Genomic DNA, 19,793 nt, shown 5'->3' with positions numbered 1-19,793 from the left:
GATTTTGACTTGATTGGATAAATCAAAAATGCGGTAAAAACGTACCGCACTTTTGGAGGGCTAGAAGAATAAAATTCCGCCCCAAACGATACCGACAATACAAAGAGCAATAAATACCGATGCAGAGCCTTGATCTTTCGCACGTCCTGAAAGTTCGTGGCGTTCTGTACCAATGCGATCAACGACAGCTTCCACCGCACTGTTTAAAAGTTCTAACGCCATCACAAGCAAAACAGAAGAAATCATCAAGATAATTTCCATTTTTGTTTCGCCTAAAAAGAAAGCAAGAGGAATTAAAATGCAGGCTAAAAAACATTCGTGGCGAAAAGCTGTTTCATTTTTAAACGCACTTTTTAAGCCCTGTAATGAATATTTAGTGGAGTTGATTAAATGGGTTAGCCCCGTCGTTTTATACATAAATTTTCCTATTTTTATAAACGTTTCGCCTCAATTACGTCATCTAATTTTGCTAATCGAGCCAATATTTTACTTAAACTTTCAACATTATGGAGTTCAATTTCCATATCAATGGTAGCAAGCTGTTTTTTGGTATCAGCACGGCTTGACACCCCTAATACGCTAATTTTTTCATTTGCTAGAACCGTCGTAATATCACGCAATAAGCCATTGCGATCGCCTGCCACAATACGGATATTAATATGGAAACCACTTGCGTAATTTTCTCCCCAAATAGACTCCACCACTCGCTCTGGGTGAGCAGCTTGCAAATCTAAGAACTGTTCGCAATCCGCTCGGTGAATAGAAATACCTCGCCCCATTGTGATATAACCAATAATCGCATCACCAGGAATAGGCTGGCAGCAACGTGCAATATGATGCATAAGATTGCCTACACCCTCCACAATTACGTAGCCATTGTTCTTTTCAGATTTCTGCTGGGAATTTACCGCACTTTTGTTAGCAACGTGACGCAGAATTTCCTGATCAGCTTCTTCAGCGGTCACTTTAATCAATTTACTTTGCAAGAAATTGATTAAGTTATTTAAACGAATATCGCCACTGCCAATGCCCGCATAAAGATCGTCCAAATTTTTCAAGTTATAGCGTGGTAACGCATAAGGTTCCACTTGCTTTATACTTAAATTCAAACGCGCTAATTCATTATCAAGTAATTCTTTACCCGCTGGAATATTTTTATCGCGATCTTGTTTTTTAAACCACGCTTGAATTTTGGCTCGAGATTTTGCGGTGTGAGTAAATCCTAAATTTGGGTTTAACCAGTCACGGCTCGGGTTAGGATTTTTCTGGGTAATAATATCGATTTGATCGCCCATTTGTAGCTGATAGGTAAATGGCACAATACGTCCCGCTACTTTTGCCCCGATGCAACGATGACCAATTTCACTATGAATTGCATAAGCAAAATCTAATGGTGTAGATCCCGTTGGCAAATCCACCACTTCGCCTTTTGGCGTAAACACATAGACACGATCATCAAATACTTGACTGCGTAACTCAGCCATCACTTCGCCAGAATCCGTAATATCATCTTGCCAAGCTAGCAATTTACGCAACCACGCAATTTTTTCTTCGTAGGCAGACATACTGCCTGTATTGCCCTCTTTATATTTCCAGTGTGCAGCCACACCCAACTCTGCATCATCGTGCATTTGTTGGGTTCGAATTTGTACTTCAATTGGCTTGCCGCCTTTACCCAAAACAACAGTATGAATAGATTGATAACCGTTCGGTTTCGGGTTCGCCACATAATCGTCAAATTCTTTGGGTAAGTGTTTAAATTGAGTATGAACAATCCCTAGTGCGGTGTAACAATCTTGCAATTTTTGCACGATAATTCTGACCGCTCTGACATCATATAAACCGCTAAACTCAAGATGCTTTTTCTGCATTTTTCGCCAAATGCTGTAAATATGTTTCGGACGACCATAGACTTCCACTTGCTCGATGTTTTCACGTAAATAGCCACTCAACTCGCTAACGAAATCAGCAATGTAATGTTCACGATCAAGACGACGTTCCTGTAATAATTTAGCAATAGCACGATATTGTTCTGGATGGAGATAACGGAAGCAGTAATCTTCTAACTCCCACTTCAGCTGACCAATCCCAAGACGATTAGCAAGAGGGGCGTAAATATTAGAACATTCTTTGGCGGCAAGGACTTTATCTTCTTCGGCGCAACGATGCTCTGCATCACGCAAGAAAGTAATGCGTTCAGCAAGTTTAATGATTACGCAGCGGAAATCGTCCACCATTGCCAACAACATACGGCGAACATTATCCACTTGTAACGCATTAGCTGAATGACTGGCATTGAGTTGGCGAATATTATCCATTTCCAACACGCCTTTAAGCAATTTCGTGATTTTCGCACCAAACTTTTCTTTTAGACTTTCCCAGTCTGTTAATTTATTTGCAACCACAGGAAACAACATGGCAGTAAGCAGGGTTTCCGCATCCATATTCAGTTCGTGCAAAATTTCTACCATTTCCACGCCAGACTGCAGTATCAAGGTCGCATTCTTCATTTCATCGGGATAGGTATTCATTAAATCACGTGCGTAATACCACGCATCGATCAAACTTTTTTCTGTTTGTTCTGCCAGTTTTAAGCCAGCACACCATTGTTCAATCACAAAATCCTGCGGATTTAACAAATGAGAACCACGAACAGCAACCATAACACCCCCTTGTTAATGAAAAGAAAGTCGCTTCCTGCCACTTTTATTTTGGGTTGAGATTGTACCGAATAACCGAGTTATTTTGTAGTGAATAAGGTTATTGATTCCAAATGCCCTGTGTGCGGAAACATATCTATTACTGAGCTTTTTTCAATCTTGTAGCCAAAATCACGTAAAATTTCCGCATCACGCACTAATGTTGCGGGATTACAAGACACATATAAAATTTTCTCTGCTTTCAGCTCACACAACGCATTTAACGCGAAAGCTGCGCCGCTGCGTGGAGGATCAAGCAAAATCTTATTGAACGCCTGCTTAGCCCAAGGTTGTTCAACAAAGGATTGGTTAAGATCCGCTTGGAAAAATTCAATATTCTTGATTTGGTTTCTTGCGGCATTTTGCGCCGCTTTTTGCACCATTTCAAAAACACCTTCAATTCCTACCGCACTTTTCACGCGTTTGGCGAGAGGAAGCGTAAAATTTCCCATGCCGCAAAATAAATCTAGCACACAATCCTGTTGGTTCAATTCAAGCCAATCCAAGGCTGTATTTACCATACGTTCATTTAATGCACGATTTACTTGGATAAAATCGCGAATATCAAAATGTAATTTTATGCCATCAGAAAATTGATAATAAGGTGAATCGCCATAGTTTTGTTCAATGCCTTCATCGCTTTGTAAAAACAGCATTAATTTTTCTTGTTCAGCAAATTTGAGCAATAAAGTGCGGTCAATTTCCGCAAGGTTTTTGGTGTAACGTAACAACATTGCGACGCCATTATCGGCAGCCACAAGTTCAATATGCCCAAGCTGTTTTGGTGCAGAGAATTGTTCTAAAAGTGCGGTTAATTTAGGCAGTAAATGATTGATTGCAGGCTCTGCCACTTCGCAAGATTGAACGGGTATTAAATCGTTGGTATTTTTCTGACGAAAGCCCATGTCGATTTGTTTTGTGTTTGGGTTAAACCATAAACTCAAACGCACACGACGACGATATGCCCAAGCATCACCACAAATCATAGGTTGGAATGAAATAGGTTCTGACTGTAATTTGCTTAATCGCTTAAACAATGCGGATTCTTTCGCTTTTCTCTGCATTTCAATGGGAATATGCTGTCCTTGGCAACCACCACAACGCATAAAATAAGCACATTTTGGTGCTAAACGTTCTGGGCTTTTTACTCGCCATTTTTTTACAATGGCGTGTCCATATTGTCGTTTATCTTCCAAAATACGACATTCCACTTTTTCCTGCGGAAGCGCATTTTCAATAAACCAAGTTTTACCATTAATTTTCGCCACGCCTAAACCTTGATAATCTAAATCAAGAATATCCGCCGTAATGGTTTGAACATTTTTTGTTTTTTGCTTTGGGGTATAAAGAAGAACCATCGTTTGAAGAATTGCGCCAAATTAGTTGAGTATACACATTGCAGAATAGTTATTCATTGATATTTTATTTTTGCTTTACATTTCCTAAAAACAGTCTCACAATGTTACACAAAGTAACACAAAAAGAAAGGGATATTATGCAAGCGACATTAAGACAACAAGGCGGAGCAGCCGTATTAACTGTGCCGATGGCAATTTTACAACAAATGGGATGGCAAATTGGTCATAAAATTAACTTAGAAGCGCAGGGAGAGTGCGTTGTGCTTACACCAATTAAACGTCAAGCAAGAGGACGAAAAACCGTTGCTGAACTATTGTCAAATATTGATAGCCAAGAAATTACAGCATTAAATGCTTCAGTGTCAAATTTCACGCAATCTGAACCAACAGGAAAAGAGGTATGGTAATGCGAATGCCTAAAAAAGGCGAAATTTGGTATGTCGATCCAGATCCCACTAAGGGGCAAGAATTACGTAACCCGCATTATTTTATAGTCGTTTCAGATGAATTACTTAATAAGGCTTTAGGAACAGCTATTTGTTGTCCAATATCATCTGGTGGGAATTTTGCTCGTTCACAAAATGTCACTGTAGTTATTGATGGAAATAGTACTCAATCAGGCAAAGTAACAGGTGTAATTTTATGTCATCAAGTTCGTGCATTAGATTTAAACGAGAGACAAGCAAAATTTGCCACAAAAGCAGAAGATTATTTAGTCGATGAAGTGATTATGAAATTAGTAGATTTGATTGATCCACAATAAATAGTAAAAACCCAAAGGTGGCAACAGCATTTACTGTACCACTAGTGATATTTCCATCTTTATATAAGCCAGTAATCGCTGTTTTTTTATACTCTTTTTATAGCCAATTTGCCAGTAAGTATACTTACTGGTGTTATCTCTTTACAGAGATAACACAAACATCTTGCTAAGAAATTTTCTATAATAAGGAATAAAAAATGAACAAATTTAAAATAACTGTTACTACAGCATTACTCGGTTTATCATTAATGCGCTTATCTACTTACTCTTATGAATTCACTCTTGAACAAGCAAAAAATAGAAGATGCAAGGACGAAGCACGCAATTCAGGCAGCTATTGAAATGGGTGCAGGTAATTATTCTAAAGCTATAGAATATGCTGAATCTGTAGCAAACGCACCTATTAACGACTTTAACCAACCTGTGATTGCAGGGGCTCAACTTGTCCTCGGCTATAGTTATTTAGCTAAGAAGAATAGAAAGAAAGCAATATTATGGTTTCAAAAATCTTGTAAAAATAGCAAATCTGATAGTTGCGAAATGTTAGAAGAAATTAAGAAATAGTAAAATGAATGATCTATTTATCAGTTCTGCAATTCTTATAGTTTTACTTTTAATTGCATTATTTGGATTAAAAGTAATGAATATAGAAAGAACAATTGGAAAAATTATTGTGCTTTTGTCATTAAGTGTTGGATATGCTTTTACCTTAGGCGATGTTCTTACATTTAATAATGAAAATATGCCTGTCTTAAATTGCATTCAGTTAATATATTATTCTGCAATAAGTTTCTTTGTTTTCGGCTTTGCTGGATTATTTTTTAGCACAAAAGCAGGAATAAGTGAAAACGGTTTAGAATAAACATCATAGGCAAACATTGTTTGCCTTTATTTTTGCTTTACATTTTTAAAAAATCATTTTAACAAGAGAATGTGCTGTGAAAATAACTCTCGGCTTTTTAGCGGTTTATCGCCAAGATAAGGTTTCAGCGCAATACGAGTGAAGCGTTTTGCTGCTTGACGTACCGCATCATCAGAAAAATCGAGGGCTTCAAAGGCTAACAAATCTCTACCGTAAAACGTGAGATTATCTTTCACTAAAGACGCAATGAAACCTTTTTCCTCACGATAACGGTATGTCATTGAGAAATCCACTGGCTCGCCAGAGCCTGCACAATGCAGAAAATCCACGCCGTAACCAAGAATTTGTAAAAGTTGAAATTCAAAAAGACGCAATGTTGGCTCAACGTTGGTTTCCGTTGCCAAGCCTGTTAAGCATTTTAAATAATGTTGAAACAGCGCAGGATTTGGCGTTTCAGACTCAATAACACGAGTGAGTAATTCATTTACATAAAAGCCACTATAAAGGGCGATTTGTTGTAAAGGCAGTGTAATTGCGGCGGGTTCAGCTTTGGTAAGGGTTTTCAATGCGTTTTTTCCCGTCCAACGCAATAATAAAGGTGTGAAAGGTTGCAAAACCGATTTCCAAGATGAACGCTTTGCGCGCGCCCCTTTTGCAATGACTGTTAAACGCCCACTTTCTTCAGTGAATAAATCAACTAAAAGGCTCGTTTCACTGTAAGGGCGGCGATGCAAAACAAAACCACGTTGAAGTTCGCTTTGCACGATTATTGTCCAGATAAGCGTTCACTTGTTTGTGAAACACATTGCGTTGCTAAAATTTCGCCGAGATTTGTTTTTAGCGTACTAAAATCATCACGCTCTTGCCACATCCAACGAATATTAGCGTAATTTTTACCACGTTCAGAAATCATTAAGGTGAGTTTTTCTGATACGCCTTGAAAAGTGACAGTGACATAATGCAAATTTTTTTTGTATTTTTTATGCGTGGCGTGTACAACTCGAACAACTTTATCATCTTGACATAAATATCGGTCAGCTTCGCCTTTTTGTAAGGCTTTATCCACTTTTTCTACTTGCATTTTTTGCGCTTGGGGCGTTGTCACATTCGTATTTTGCGTACAGCCAGCCAGCAAAAGTGCGGTAAAAATAAGAGATGTTTTTTTCAACATAAATCCTACCTTGAGAAAAGAATTTAAAAAGAAAAAAGGCGATTACTCGCCCAAAAAATTATTTTTTATATCGATAAGAACCATCAGACTGACGAACAAAACGCGCGCCATTGGATAAACGCATTTCATTTACTCGCCCTTGATTATTCACAGATACCGTTACTTTATCGCCAGATTTAAAGCTACTTAAAACATTTCCCGCCCCTGCCGCTTTGCTCATTGCGTTTACATCGGAAATATTAAGTTGATTATCACGGAAGACTTGCATCAGTGAAACACCTTTCGGCACAGTTAATGTTTTTGCAGAAAGGCGAGAGGCTGTAGATTTACTCACAGGTTTTGCATCAACGATTTGAACTTTCTTTTCTTTTTTATCTTGAACAGGTTTGGCTTCAACAATCGGTGCTTTTCCTGCTGTTTCAGCGACGTTTTGTTCCGTTGCTTTTGATGGAGCCTGTGCTTTCTCCGCCACTTTCACTTCTTTTTTCGCGGTATCTTTATGCGCAACTTGTGGCTCTACCGCTTTTTTCATCGGCTGAACAGGCACAGTTGGTTTTGGCTGTTCTGTTTGCGTTTGTGCAGGTTGCATTTGAGGCTGTTCCGCTTGAGCTGCTTGCATAGGTGCAACAGATGCCGCAGCCATTTCATTTGGCATTTGATTTTGTGCAGGAGGGTTATCTAAAATCGTGGTTTCAACTGGTTGATTTTGATCTAACGATTGGAACTGCACAGGAATTTCATTACTGTTAGATTGAGTGAAAGACTCAACGGTGTCAGAACTTGGTTTTAATGCAAAGAAAATAATCAATAAAATAACCAACACAAAAATAGCCATAAATAAACGACGATGTTTTGCTGGCAATACTTGTAATACTTTCCATTTTTCTGGTTGAGCTAAAATAGGTTTTTCAGCCTTTTCGACGGTTTCATCAGCGTTATTTTCAGCATTGATTTCTTCATCAACCGCAGAAATATTTTCTTCTGTGGAATTTGTTTGAAGAACAGGCTCTTGTTCCGTTCTCAATGTTTCGCTAGAAATAAAAGGTGTGCTTTCTTGAGCAGGAGTATGCCCAAAAGTGGGTTCTTTACGTTGCTGAAAGTTAGTTTGCACGTGATTTTTTTTGGTAAACAACCCTTTTGCTTTACCTAAAATTGATGAACTTGGCTGAACTGCTTTCTTTGGTGTAATCGGCTCTGCTTGATTAAGTCCTAAATCTAATTCATTTTGGGATGACGATCCGTTTTGATGTTGATTCATAGAACCCCCTAGAGTACGCATAATGTCTGTTATTGAGATTAACCAGAAAATTGAAGCCACTAAAGTGTGGCAAAAAATTATGCGTATTTTATCGGATCTTATTCTGCGTATAAAGTCTTATTTGGCTCGCCCGCAATTTCTCGTGCAAGTTTAGGAACAAGATAGCCAGAAGTCAGAGATTGCAAGGTTTTATAGATTTGCATAGCTTCAATATCGCTAATCAGAAAATGGCTCGCCCCTTGCACTTTATCCAGCAAATGCAAGTAATAAGGCAAAATGCCTGTTTGGAAAAGTTTATCACTCAATATTTTTAGAATTTGTGCATCATCATTCACGCCTTTTAGTAAAACGGATTGATTCAAAAGCGTGACATTCACGGCGTTTAATTTTTGCATCGCATTAGTAAAAATTTGATCAATTTCATTCGGATGATTAATGTGTGTCACCATCACTTTTTGCAAAGGAGTTTCTGCTAATAAAGTGCAAAATTCATCAGTAATTCGTTGCGGAATGACAACAGGCAAACGGGTGTGAATACGCAAACGTTGTAAGTGCGGTATGTTTTCCAAATGTTTTATTAGCCACGCTAATTCGTGATCTTTCGCCATTAAAGGATCGCCACCTGAAAAAATCACTTCTTCAATTTCAGAATGTGCTGCAATGTAATCTAATGCCAGCTGCCAGCTTTTTTTATTTCCTGGATTTTCATCGTAAGGAAAATGTCGGCGAAAACAATAACGACAATTTACTGCACAACCGCCTTTTGCCATAAAGAGCAAGCGATTTCTATATTTATGAAGAATATTTGGCACCGCATTGGCATTTTTTTCTTCTAAGGGATCTGTACTAAATCCCTCCGCTTGCACAAATTCTAAATCAGAGCACATCACTTGCAAGAAAAGGGGATCTTGCGGATTGCCTTTTTCCATTTTATCAATAAAAGGTTGTGGCACGCGGAGCGAAAAAAGTTTCCGCGCAGCAATAGATTGCTCAAAATCATCTTCTGGTAAATTTAAGGCTTTTAGCAATAATTTAGGATCTGAAATGGCATTTTTTAGAATTGTGAGCCAATTTTGTTCTTCTCTAATGACGGGTTCTTGGGTTAAAATACGCACTTTTCAAACCATCTCTCATTTTTAGGATATTTCAAATATGGCCACATATACTACCAGTGATTTCAAACCGGGTCTAAAATTTATGCAAGACGGCGAGCCTTGTGTAATCGTTGAAAATGAATTTGTAAAACCAGGTAAAGGTCAAGCATTCACTCGCACTCGTATTCGTAAATTAATTTCAGGCAAAGTATTAGACGTAAACTTTAAATCTGGCACCTCAGTTGAAGCGGCTGATGTTATGGATCTTAACTTAACTTATTCATACAAAGACGATGCGTTTTGGTATTTCATGCACCCAGAAACATTTGAACAGTACTCTGCAGATGCAAAAGCTGTAGGCGATGCAGAAAAATGGTTATTAGACCAAGCAGATTGTATCGTGACTTTATGGAATGGCGCGCCAATTACTGTTACTCCACCAAACTTTGTTGAATTAGAAATCGTCGATACAGACCCAGGCTTAAAAGGCGATACCGCAGGCACTGGCGGTAAACCCGCAACATTAAGCACTGGTGCAGTAGTAAAAGTACCTCTTTTCGTTCAAATCGGCGAAGTAATCAGAGTTGATACCCGCTCTGGCGAATACGTCTCTCGCGTAAAATAATCATTTAGATAAAAAAGTGCGGTTAATTTCTGCGATATATTATGTTGTAGTAATAAAAAGCACTGAAATTCATTCAATAAAAATGCCTTTCTGTTCATAAATAGGAAAGGCATTTTTTATAAATTTAGTTTTTCTAAAAAATCATAAACCAAAGCCAATAAAATTCAGCCTTGTTTTATTTTTCATTACAGTATAGAATTTTTCCCACTTTTAGTCGGGGTGCCGAAAGGCTGAGATGATACCCGTGAACCTGAAACAGTTAGCACTGACGTAGGAAACTAATATGCCAATAAATCCATTTTCTTTTCATTCCATTCCATTTCTTATCCTTTCTTTTTTATTACGCATTCCCTTTAATCATTGAGGCGAGCGATGGTGCGTATTCAAGATTTGAGTCTTGCATTTAATGGGCAAACGTTATTTGAGCATCTTAATTTAACCCTGTTGCCGAACGAATGGGTAAGCTTGTTGGGCAGTTCAGGCGTGGGAAAATCGACACTTTTGCGACTACTGGCGGGCATTGAAACGCAAGGCGTGGTGCAGGGGAAAATCCTAGTTGAACCGACAATTCGTATTGCGTGGTTGCCTCAAAAAGAGACGCTTTATCCGTGGCTATCAATTGTCGATAACGTGCAATTGCAAGCGGTCTTATTTGGGCGAAAATCTGCAAAAACCACTGAAAAAGCTAAAATGTTGCTTGAAAAAGTGGGAATGGCAGCACATTGGCACAAGCCTTGTTCGCAACTTTCAGGCGGGCAAAAACAGCGGGTTGCCTTGGCACGCACCTTAATGCAAGAGGCAGATTTGATTTTGCTAGATGAGCCTTTTTCCGCTCTTGATGCCATCAGTCGCCATCAACTTCAAGATTTAGCCCTTGAACTGCTCGAAGATAAATCAGTGCTGCTCGTAACCCACGATCCGCAAGAGGCGTTGCGACTAAGCCATCGTATTTTTGTACTGCGTTCGCCTGAAACTCATCAAACAGCATTATCGGCGGTAATTTTGCCCGAAGGTAACGCCCCGCGTGAGTTGCATCAAGCCAATTTATGGGCGTTGCAGCAGCAATTATTGAGAGAATTAGGGGGCGAACAATGAAAATTCGCCTACTTAAACCGCTTTTAATTGTAGGTGTGTTGTTGATGCTCTGGCAAATGGTTGCAACCTTGGGCAGCTTCCCACACTACATTTTTCCCTCACCGCAAGCTGTAGGGCAGCAGTTGTTCACACACGCTGAGCTGCTTTGGCAACATACGCAAGTCACGTTGTTAGAAATCTGCTTAGGACTGTTGTTAGGCTTTCTGTTTGGGTTGATTTCGGCGTTGTTGCTCTCATTTTCTCGTCAAATTTCTGCCGTGTTATTGCCGATTTTGGTCATTTCGCAAGCGATTCCTGTGTTTGCTATCGCACCGTTGTTGGTGTTGTGGTTTGGCTATGGAATGGCATCCAAAATTGTGATGTCGGTGCTGATTATCTACTTCCCCGTCACGGCAGCTTGTTATGATGGACTACGCAACACCCCACAAGCGTGGCTCGATCTGGCGAAAACCTTTAACATTTCCCCCTTGCGTTTATTACTTAAAGTGCGATTACCTGCGGCTTTACCTGCTTTTGCTTCGGGCTTGCGTATTGCCGTTTCGGTTGCCCCGATTGGTGCGGTGGTGGGCGAATGGGTAGGTTCGTCTGAAGGGTTGGGGTATTTGATGATTCACGCCAATGCCCGAATGCAAGTCGATTTAATGTTTGCTGCCTTACTAATTTTAGTGTCAATTTCACTCTGTTTATATTTCAGTATTGATAGGCTATTACATCGTTTTATTTGGTCTGTTTAACTTTTCATTAAAGGAGAAAAAAATGAAGACAGTCATCCGTTATTTCAGCTTTGTAATGGGGCTAATGCTCACGCTTCCTAGCTTTGCAAAAGAGAAAATCAGCGTAATGCTAGATTGGTATGTAAACCCCGATCACGCAGCCATCATTGTGGCACAGCAGAAAGGTTTTTTTGAGAAAAATAACCTTGAGGTTAATATTATTGAACCTGCTGATCCAGCATTACCGCCGAAATTAGCGGCGGCAGGAAAAGTTGATTTAGCCGTGAGTTATCAGCCTCAGCTTTATCAACAAGTGGCAGAAGGCTTACCCTTAGTACGAGTGGGTTCACTGATTTCAAATCCATTAAATAGCGTAGTGGTGCTAAAAAAGAGTAATTTGAAAACCCTTGCTGATTTAAAAGGTAAAAAAGTGGGGTATTCTGTCAGCGGTTTTGAAGATGGATTGCTTGAGACAATGCTTCATTCTATTGGTTTAAGCAATAAAGATGTGGAATTAGTGAATGTAAATTGGTCCCTTTCGCCCTCCCTTTTAACTGGACAAGTGGATGCTGTGATTGGTGCATTTCGTAATTTTGAACTCAATCAGCTTGCTTTAGAAAAGCAAGAAGGTATCGCATTCTTCCCTGAACAATATGGCGTGCCTGCTTATGATGAATTGATTTTAGTAGCGAACAAAAACAATATTGCCTCTAAAAAAATTTCCGCTTTTTTAACCGCACTTGAACAAGCTACAACCTACCTACAAAACAACCCAAATGACGCATGGCAAGCCTTTGTCAGCTATAAACCGAATGAACTCAACACGCCATTAAACCAACTAGCGTGGAAAGACACGCTCCCCTTCTTAGCCAATAAACCTCGTCAATTGGATGCCAAACGTTATCAACAAATGGCGGAATTTATGCATCAAAAAGGCTTGATTCCAAAAGCACTTGAATTGAAAGACTATGCTGTCGAATTACAGTAAGGGAAAATGATGATCAACCAACTAATTCAGCAAGCGCAACCTTATTGGAAGCAATATGTTGAGCATGAATTTGTGCAACAGCTCGCAAAAGGTACGCTGCCAAAAGCTTGTTTTCAACACTATTTGAAGCAGGATTACCTCTATCTGTTCCACTATAGTCGAGCCTTTGCTTTGGGTGTATATAAAGCAAAAAATTTTGCGGAAATGGAAATTCCTCGCAAAACCTTAGAGATTCTTTGCCAAGAAATTCAACTACATTTAAATTATTGCCGCCAATGGGGCATTAGCGAACAAGAGATTTTTGCTACTCAAGAAAGTGCCGCTTGTATTGCTTATACCCGCTATTTGCTTGATTGCGGCATGACGGGCGGTTTAGCTGAGCTTTATGCAGCCGTGACCCCTTGTGCTTTGGGTTACGCACAAGTCGCCCGCTACATCACAGAAAATTATCCAAAACTACCAAGCAATCCTTATCAAACGTGGATTGATACCTATGCGAGCGAGGAATTTCAACAATCCGCCCAAGAAACCGTTGATTTTCTTACCGCACTTTGCAAACCGCTAAACCCAAGCCAACTTGCCGAGATTCAACAGATTTTCACCACCGCAACCAGAATGGAAATTGCGTTCTGGCAAATGGGGTTGGATTTGGCTTAACAACAGGAGACAAAATGAAATCCATCTATCTATCCAAAATCCGTGAGCAGAATCCGCTCATTCATAACATCACCAACATTGTGGCAGCGAATTTTAGTGCCAATGGCTTGTTAGCATTGGGGGCTTCGCCATTGATGTCGGCGAATGTCGAAGAAATGCAGGAAGTACCGAAAATCAGTCAAGCGTTGGTCATTAATATCGGCACGCTGATTGGAAAGGAGCGAGAGGCGATGTTATTAGCGGGCAAAACCGCGAATGCGGTTGGGATTCCTGTGGTATTAGATCCTGTTGGTGTGGGGGCAACGAGCTATCGCCGTGAGACCATTCGTGAGCTTTTAGCCGAGGTAAAATTTGCTCTGATTCGTGGCAATGCAGGTGAACTGGCTGCGATTGCAGGAGAAGCATGGCAGGCAAAAGGTGTAGATGCAGGGCAAGGCGAAGTGGATTTAAAAGCCGTTGCCGAGAAAGTGGCTCAACGCCATGGCTGTACGGTGTTGATTAGCGGAGTGGTGGATATTGTCAGCGATGGCACACAAACTGCGACCATTCACAACGGCACGCCATTGTTCCCGAAAGTCACGGCTTCGGGGTGTCTGTTGAGTGCCGTGTGTGCGGCTTTTTTAGCGGTAAGTGAAGGGAATTATTTTTCTGCGACATTAGAAGCCTGTGTAGCATACACCATTGCAGGCGAGTGTGCGGCGCAAGGCTTAACCACACAAGTGGGACAGTTCCAAATCCGTTTGTTGGACGAGCTTGCTGCACTTTCCCCTGAAACCATTGGACAAAGAGGGCGCATTAATGAGTAATGTGAAACAAGTTTTAACCATCGCAGGGTCAGACAGTGGCGGTGGTGCAGGCATTCAAGCGGATCTTAAAACCTTCCAAATGCGCGGCGTGTTTGGTACATCCGTAATTACAGCAGTTACGGCACAAAACACACTTGGCGTATTTGATATTCACCCTATTCCACTGAAAACAATTCAAGCGCAACTGGAAGCGGTCAAAAATGATTTCCAGATTGCAAGTTGCAAAATTGGTATGTTAGGCAATGCAGAAATTATTGAATGCGTGGCCGATTTTCTTGCTGATAAACCATTCGGCACGCTGGTGCTAGACCCAGTGATGATCGCCAAAGGTGGGGCACCGTTATTGCAACAGCAAGCGGTGAGTGCGTTAAGCCAAAAATTGCTGCTGTTGGCAGACGTGATTACACCGAACATTCCCGAAACGGAAGCGTTAACGGGGATTGCGATTGTGGACGACACCAGTATTCAACAAGCCGCAAAAGCCTTGCAAAAACAGGGAGCGAAGAATGTGATTATTAAGGGTGGACATTCGCTCAATTCGCAAAGTGAGCTGTGCCAAGATTGGATCCTTTTACAAAACGGCGAATATTTCGCTTTGCAAAGTCCACGTTTTGATACGCCTCATACGCACGGCACAGGCTGCACCTTTTCTGCCTGTTTAACCGCTGAATTGGCGAAAGGTGAACCGTTGCAAAGTGCGGTAAAAACAGCGAAAAATTTTATTACCGCTGCGATTTCTCACCCGTTGAATATTGGTCAAGGACACGGACCGACAAATCATTGGGCTTACAGTCGCCTTTAAGGATTGAAAGATGAAAAATATTCAAAAAATCTTACCGCTTTACTTTGTGGCAGGCACGCAAGATTGCCGTCATTTGGGCGAGAACTTGTCAGAAAATTTATTATTCGTGCTAAAACAAGCGTTAGAAGGCGGGATTACCTGCTTTCAATTTCGGGATAAAGGCAAATTTTCGTTAGAACATACGCCTTCAGTACAGAAGGAATTGGCGATTAATTGTCGTGATTTGTGCCGTGAATATGGCGTACCGTTTATTGTGGATGATAATGTTGATTTAGCATTGGAAATCGAGGCGGATGGTATTCACGTTGGGCAAAGCGACATGCCAGTGCAAGAGATTCGAGCTAAAACAGATAAACCGCTGATTATTGGTTGGTCGGTGAATCGTTTAGATGAGGCGAATATTGGGGAAAATTTAGCGGAAATTGATTATTTTGGAATTGGCCCGATTTTTCCAACGCAATCAAAAGAGAATCCGAAGCCAACGCTAGGAATGGCGTTTATTCAAACTTTGCGAAATGCGGGCATAACTAAACCGCTTGTGGCAATTGGTGGAGTGAAGTTAGCTCACGTTAAAACCTTACGAGAATTTGGTGCGGACGGTGTGGCAGTAATTACAGCCATCAGCCAAGCAGAAAATGTTAAAGCAGCAACAAAAGCATTACGGGAGGCAAGCGATGAATACGCAAAATAGTCTAAAACAGGTTGCGACGGCAACGATGGTCGGCACAGCAATTGAATATTTCGATAACTACATTTACGCAATGGCAGCGGTATTGGTATTTAACCATCAATTCTTCCATGCCGCAGATCCACTTTCAGGGCAGATTGCGGCACTTTCCACTTTAGCACTCACTTTTATTGCTCGTCCTTTGGGAGCAATATTGTTCGGGCATTTCGGTGACCGTTTCGGGCGGAAAAATACCTTTGTGATGAGCTTGCTGTTGATGGGCGTTTCCACTGTGGTTATTGGTTTGTTGCCAACCTATGACAGCATCGGTATTTGGGCGACAATTTTGCTCTGTTTGTGTCGCATCGGGCAAGGTATCGGTTTAGGCGGAGAGTGGGGCGGTGCAGCGTTAGTTGCGGTCGAAAATGCTCCCGAAGGTAAACGAGGTTGGTATGGCACTTTCCCACAATTAGGGGCACCGCTTGGCTTGTTGTTAGCAAATAGCGTATTCTTAGGCATTACGGCAATTTTCGGGCAAGAAGCTATGGCGGAATGGGCGTGGAGGATACCGTTTTTATCTTCCGTTATCTTAGTGGCAATTGGCTTATATGTTCGCCTAAAACTAACTGAAGCCCCGATTTTCCTCGCCGCACTCAACAAACCCCAACCAAAACGCTTACCAATGTTGGAAGTTGTCACTACTCATTTTAAGCCGTTTTTCTTAGGAATGTTGGTTTGCATCGCAGGCTATGTGCTGTTCTATATTATGATTGCCTTTAGCCAAATTTATGCAAAATCTGCCCCAACAGTATCAGAAGCTGGTTATGCAATGGGATTAGGATTTTCACCACAAATTTTCACCGCTTTATTGATGGCAAGTGCGGTTTCTTTGGCAATAACGATTGCCGCTTCGGGTAAATATATCGATAAAATCGGACGAAGAACTTGGTTAATTTGGACAACTGTTGGCGTTGCGATTTTTAGTTTATCCTTACCGTTATTTCTCGAAAACGGTACAACTGCTAGTCTGTTTTGGTTTTTAATCATCGGTATGGGCTTAATTGGAATGGGCTATGGGCCATTAGCGAGTTTTTTACCTGAACTCTTCCCCACTCATGCTCGCTATTCAGGAGCCTCTTTAACCTATAATATTGCAGGCTTATTCGGGGCAAGCGTGGCTGCTGTGATTGCTTTACCACTCAACGCCAACTATGGTTTAAAAGGCGTGGGCATTTATTTAACCCTAAACGCTGTATTGAGCTTGGTCGGGTTGTGGTTTATTTCAGAAACGAAAGATAAATTACTATCCTAAGATTTGTATAATTAAATAAAATCTATTAAGCGGTTAAATTTTACATAAAATTCTACTAAGAATTTGACCGCACTTTCCTTTACAAGCTAAATATTTTCTCTACAATACCCCACCTAACGATTTACCTTGTGTAAATCCCTGACCTGAAATCAGACAAGAGAATATTATGACAACCCAATTCAAACCAGAATTACTTTCCCCTGCTGGCTCTCTTAAAAATATGCGCTATGCGTTTGCTTATGGTGCAGATGCCGTTTATGCAGGCCAACCTCGTTATAGCTTGCGCGTACGTAACAATGAATTTAATCACGCCAATTTGAAAATCGGGATCGATGAAGCCCATTCCCTTGGCAAAAAATTCTATGTAGTGGTAAACATTGCGCCCCATAATTCCAAACTCAAAACTTTTATTAAAGATTTACAACCTGTCATCGATATGAAACCAGATGCTTTAATTATGTCTGATCCAGGCTTAATTATGTTGGTGCGTGAAAATTTCCCTAATATTGATATTCATCTTTCTGTGCAAGCAAATGCGGTAAACTGGGCAACAGTGAAATTCTGGAAACAAATGGGATTAACTCGTGTGATTTTATCGCGCGAACTTTCAATCGATGAAATTGCTGAAATTCGCCAACAGGTGCCAGATATTGAACTCGAAATTTTCGTACATGGTGCATTATGTATGGCGTATTCTGGTCGTTGCTTGCTTTCTGGCTATATCAACAAACGCGATCCAAACCAAGGCACTTGTACTAATGCTTGCCGTTGGGAATACAAAATGGAAGAAGGCACCACCGATGAAGTGGGCAACATTGTGCCAAAAATCGATCCTGCTCAACAAATTGAAGTCAAAAATGTAGCTCCAACTTTAGGCGAAGGTGCAGTAACAGATAAAGTTTTCCTTTATACCGAATCACAAAAGCCTGACGAACAAATGACGGCGTTTGAAGATGAACACGGCACCTACTTTATGAATTCAAAAGATCTACGTGCCGTACAACATGTGGAAAAATTGACCACACTTGGTGTGCATTCTTTAAAAATCGAAGGCCGTACAAAATCATTTTATTATTGTGCAAGAACTGCTCAAGTTTACCGCAAGGCAATTGATGATGCAGCCGCAGGCAAACCATTTGATGAAAATTTAATGGATACGTTAGAATCCCTTGCACACCGTGGTTATACCGAAGGTTTCTTACGTCGTCATACGCATGATGAATACCAAAACTACGAATACGGCTATTCTATTTCTGATCGTCAGCAATTTGTCGGTGAATTTACGGGTAAACGTAACGAACAAGGTATGGCAGAAGTGGCAGTAAAAAACAAATTCTTACTTGGCGACAAGGTAGAAATGATGACGCCACAAGGCAATATTAATTTCAAAATTGAAAAAATGCTAAATCGTAAAAATGAAGCAGTTAATGCCGCACTAGGTGATGGGCATTTTGTGTTTTTAAATGTGCCACAAGATATTAACTTAAATTACGCTTTATTAATGCGTAATTTAGTCAATACAAATACAAGAAATCCACATTGCTAGTGTGATATAAAACAGAATTTAAATCATACCTAATTAAATATTACTGCTACTTGGCTTGCGTCGTTTGCCGATATTTTTCGTATCCTTATGACGCAATTTTACTTTTTTCTTTGCCTCTGTTTTTTTCTTTTCTTCACGTTTTTCTTTAATACGTGCCTTTTGTTTTTTGCTTACCGATTTCACTTCGCCATCTTTTGGTGGCTTAGTACGAGGTTCTAAACCCTCTAAAATGCGCGCCTTTAAAATTTCCTCGGTATAGCGTTTGATTTTACCTAGTAACTTATAATCATGAGCTTCGACAAAAGAGACTGCCGTGCCTTTTTTACCTGCTCGCGCGGTACGTCCAATTCGATGTAAATAAGTATCCGCACTATAGGGCAAATCAAAATTCATAACGTGGCTTACATCGTCAATATCAATACCACGTGCAGCCACATCGGTTGCAACTAGTACCGTCACAATACCTGATTTCAACTTATCAATGGCATTGTTACGTTGAGTTTGTGCCATTTCGCCCTCTAAATACGCAGAACGAATGCCTCGTTTACGCAATGTTTCAGAAAGTTCTCGTGCATCTTCACGACGACGAACAAACACAATTCCACGCGTCACTTCTTCAGTTTCAATAAAACGCGCGAGCAATTTGATTTTGTGTTCATTGCTGTCTGCATGGTAATACCATTGGTTGATTTTTTTTCTTTCGCGGCGACTTGGTTCCGCATCTACTTTCACAGGATCACTCAATAAACGCTCTGCAAAATCGACCAATAATTCTCCTTCTAAGGTTGCAGAAAACAACAAGGTTTGTTTTCGCCAACGGGTTTCAGCCGCAATTTTTTCTGCATCTTGCCCAAATCCCATTTGTAACATTCTATCGGCTTCGTCAAAAATAAGCATTTCAACGGAACGGCAATCAAAATTTTCTTCCTTAATGTATTGCAATAAACGACCAGGCGTAGCCACCACCAAATCTTGATTGGTATTGAACACATCACCGTGATTTTGATACGCCACGCCACCTGTAATTGTCGCAATATTTAAATGAGTGAACTGCGCTAACTCTTCCGCTTGTTCTGCCACTTGCATTGCCAATTCACGGGTTGGTGTTAATACCAAAATACGCGGAGAGCCCGGTTTACGGCGTGGATAATCCAATAAATGTTGTAGCGCAGGTAATAAAAAAGCAGCAGTTTTCCCAGTTCCCGTTGGTGCAGAGCCTAATACATCACGCGCTTCCATTGCGGCAGGAATGGCTTCCATTTGAATAGCTGTTGGGCGGGAATAACCTTTTTTCTCAAGTGCTTTTAAAAGCTCAGGAGAAAGATCAAATTGTTCAAATTGGGATAAATTCATTATTGTGCGGTTCTTTGTTAAAAT

22 protein-coding genes and 1 riboswitch are annotated in these 19,793 nt (G+C 40.5%); of the genes, 14 read left to right on the top strand and 8 right to left on the bottom strand.

The annotated features are described in order from the left end of the window. Window positions 1-60 precede the first annotated feature (60 nt). The 3 genes from ACPT8Q_RS02560 to rlmD all read right to left on the bottom strand — a co-directional run bounded on the left by ACPT8Q_RS02560 (window position 61) and on the right by rlmD (window position 4,057). Window positions 61-417, bottom strand: a complete 357-nt coding sequence (locus ACPT8Q_RS02560) for a diacylglycerol kinase (RefSeq protein WP_005635165.1) — start codon at window positions 415-417, stop codon at window positions 61-63. A gap of 14 nt (window positions 418-431) precedes the next feature. After that, window positions 432-2,663 (bottom strand): GTP diphosphokinase, encoded by a 2,232-nt coding sequence (gene relA / locus ACPT8Q_RS02555; RefSeq protein ID WP_061671315.1) that lies wholly within the window; start codon window positions 2,661-2,663, stop codon window positions 432-434. Window positions 2,664-2,740: 77 nt separating this feature from the next. Next, window positions 2,741-4,057 (bottom strand): 23S rRNA (uracil(1939)-C(5))-methyltransferase RlmD, encoded by a 1,317-nt coding sequence (gene rlmD, locus ACPT8Q_RS02550; RefSeq protein WP_061671316.1) that lies wholly within the window; start codon window positions 4,055-4,057, stop codon window positions 2,741-2,743. Window positions 4,058-4,194: 137 nt separating this feature from the next. Between rlmD and ACPT8Q_RS02545 the strand changes: the two genes are divergently transcribed. From ACPT8Q_RS02545 to ACPT8Q_RS02530, 4 genes are all read left to right on the top strand, one after another. Further along, window positions 4,195-4,464, top strand: a complete 270-nt coding sequence (locus ACPT8Q_RS02545) for an AbrB/MazE/SpoVT family DNA-binding domain-containing protein (protein ID WP_061671317.1) — start codon at window positions 4,195-4,197, stop codon at window positions 4,462-4,464. Next, window positions 4,464-4,820 (top strand): type II toxin-antitoxin system PemK/MazF family toxin, encoded by a 357-nt coding sequence (locus ACPT8Q_RS02540; protein ID WP_230304889.1) that lies wholly within the window; start codon window positions 4,464-4,466, stop codon window positions 4,818-4,820. The genes ACPT8Q_RS02545 and ACPT8Q_RS02540 overlap by 1 nt, the downstream gene beginning before the upstream one ends. A 282-nt stretch (window positions 4,821-5,102) precedes the next feature. Next, the gene (locus ACPT8Q_RS02535) at window positions 5,103-5,384 is read left to right on the top strand and encodes a hypothetical protein (protein WP_230304890.1); all 282 of its coding nucleotides are present in this window, start codon (window positions 5,103-5,105) and stop codon (window positions 5,382-5,384) included. Window positions 5,385-5,388: 4 nt separating this feature from the next. Then, on the top strand, window positions 5,389-5,682 hold the full coding sequence (locus tag ACPT8Q_RS02530) for a hypothetical protein (protein WP_050948828.1): 294 nt from the start codon (window positions 5,389-5,391) through the stop codon (window positions 5,680-5,682). A gap of 53 nt (window positions 5,683-5,735) precedes the next feature. Here ACPT8Q_RS02530 and recO read toward each other — a convergent pair whose 3' ends face one another. The 4 genes from recO to epmB form a co-directional block, all read right to left on the bottom strand. Continuing rightward, window positions 5,736-6,446: a DNA repair protein RecO gene (recO, locus tag ACPT8Q_RS02525; RefSeq protein WP_050948827.1), complete on the bottom strand. Its 711-nt coding sequence runs from the start codon at window positions 6,444-6,446 to the stop codon at window positions 5,736-5,738. 2 nt (window positions 6,447-6,448) lie between these two features. Further along, the gene (locus ACPT8Q_RS02520; RefSeq protein ID WP_050948826.1) at window positions 6,449-6,853 is read right to left on the bottom strand and encodes an MliC family protein; all 405 of its coding nucleotides are present in this window, start codon (window positions 6,851-6,853) and stop codon (window positions 6,449-6,451) included. 58 nt (window positions 6,854-6,911) lie between these two features. Further along, window positions 6,912-8,111, bottom strand: coding sequence for an opacity-associated protein OapA (gene oapA / locus ACPT8Q_RS02515; RefSeq protein WP_050948825.1), 1,200 nt, complete (start codon window positions 8,109-8,111; stop codon window positions 6,912-6,914). Window positions 8,112-8,209: 98 nt separating this feature from the next. Then, window positions 8,210-9,226: an EF-P beta-lysylation protein EpmB gene (epmB, locus tag ACPT8Q_RS02510; RefSeq protein ID WP_050948824.1), complete on the bottom strand. Its 1,017-nt coding sequence runs from the start codon at window positions 9,224-9,226 to the stop codon at window positions 8,210-8,212. 37 nt (window positions 9,227-9,263) lie between these two features. Here epmB and efp point away from each other — a divergent pair, with 37 nt between their 5' ends. From efp to yegQ, 10 genes are all read left to right on the top strand, one after another. Further along, on the top strand, window positions 9,264-9,830 hold the full coding sequence (gene efp, locus ACPT8Q_RS02505) for an elongation factor P (RefSeq protein WP_005544066.1): 567 nt from the start codon (window positions 9,264-9,266) through the stop codon (window positions 9,828-9,830). A 205-nt stretch (window positions 9,831-10,035) separates the two neighbouring features. Further along, a riboswitch (TPP riboswitch) is annotated at window positions 10,036-10,124 on the top strand. 78 nt (window positions 10,125-10,202) lie between these two features. Then, a complete protein-coding gene (locus ACPT8Q_RS02500) occupies window positions 10,203-10,925 on the top strand; it encodes an ABC transporter ATP-binding protein (protein WP_050948823.1) in 723 nt (240 codons plus the stop codon). Next, the gene (locus ACPT8Q_RS02495) at window positions 10,922-11,659 is read left to right on the top strand and encodes an ABC transporter permease (RefSeq protein ID WP_050948822.1); all 738 of its coding nucleotides are present in this window, start codon (window positions 10,922-10,924) and stop codon (window positions 11,657-11,659) included. Before ACPT8Q_RS02500 ends, ACPT8Q_RS02495 begins: the two co-directional genes overlap by 4 nt. Before the next feature lie 22 nt (window positions 11,660-11,681). After that, window positions 11,682-12,626 (top strand): ABC transporter substrate-binding protein, encoded by a 945-nt coding sequence (locus ACPT8Q_RS02490; RefSeq protein ID WP_050948821.1) that lies wholly within the window; start codon window positions 11,682-11,684, stop codon window positions 12,624-12,626. 9 nt (window positions 12,627-12,635) lie between these two features. Continuing rightward, complete coding sequence (tenA, locus tag ACPT8Q_RS02485; RefSeq protein WP_050948820.1) at window positions 12,636-13,283, top strand: thiaminase II; 648 nt, start codon at window positions 12,636-12,638, stop codon at window positions 13,281-13,283. A 14-nt stretch (window positions 13,284-13,297) separates the two neighbouring features. After that, the gene (thiM, locus tag ACPT8Q_RS02480; protein WP_050948819.1) at window positions 13,298-14,089 is read left to right on the top strand and encodes a hydroxyethylthiazole kinase; all 792 of its coding nucleotides are present in this window, start codon (window positions 13,298-13,300) and stop codon (window positions 14,087-14,089) included. Beyond that, on the top strand, window positions 14,082-14,891 hold the full coding sequence (thiD, locus tag ACPT8Q_RS02475; protein WP_050948818.1) for a bifunctional hydroxymethylpyrimidine kinase/phosphomethylpyrimidine kinase: 810 nt from the start codon (window positions 14,082-14,084) through the stop codon (window positions 14,889-14,891). Before thiM ends, thiD begins: the two co-directional genes overlap by 8 nt. Window positions 14,892-14,901: 10 nt before the next feature. Next, window positions 14,902-15,582 (top strand): thiamine phosphate synthase, encoded by a 681-nt coding sequence (gene thiE, locus ACPT8Q_RS02470; protein ID WP_050948817.1) that lies wholly within the window; start codon window positions 14,902-14,904, stop codon window positions 15,580-15,582. Continuing rightward, a complete protein-coding gene (locus tag ACPT8Q_RS02465) occupies window positions 15,566-16,870 on the top strand; it encodes an MFS transporter (protein WP_050948816.1) in 1,305 nt (434 codons plus the stop codon). Before thiE ends, ACPT8Q_RS02465 begins: the two co-directional genes overlap by 17 nt. Window positions 16,871-17,036: 166 nt before the next feature. Further along, on the top strand, window positions 17,037-18,416 hold the full coding sequence (gene yegQ, locus ACPT8Q_RS02460; protein WP_050948815.1) for a tRNA 5-hydroxyuridine modification protein YegQ: 1,380 nt from the start codon (window positions 17,037-17,039) through the stop codon (window positions 18,414-18,416). Between the two features lie 33 nt (window positions 18,417-18,449). On the opposite strand, the gene srmB is transcribed toward yegQ, so the two are convergent. After that, window positions 18,450-19,769, bottom strand: a complete 1,320-nt coding sequence (srmB, locus tag ACPT8Q_RS02455; RefSeq protein WP_050948814.1) for an ATP-dependent RNA helicase SrmB — start codon at window positions 19,767-19,769, stop codon at window positions 18,450-18,452. Between the last annotated feature and the right edge of the window lie 24 nt (window positions 19,770-19,793).

The organism is Haemophilus sp. HN_Hi10 (assembly GCF_049821985.1).
Classification (GTDB): Bacteria; Pseudomonadota; Gammaproteobacteria; order Enterobacterales; family Pasteurellaceae; genus Haemophilus; species Haemophilus influenzae_D.
The sequence above is the reverse complement of the archived record's forward strand: the minus strand, read 5'-3'. Positions and strand labels throughout refer to the sequence as shown.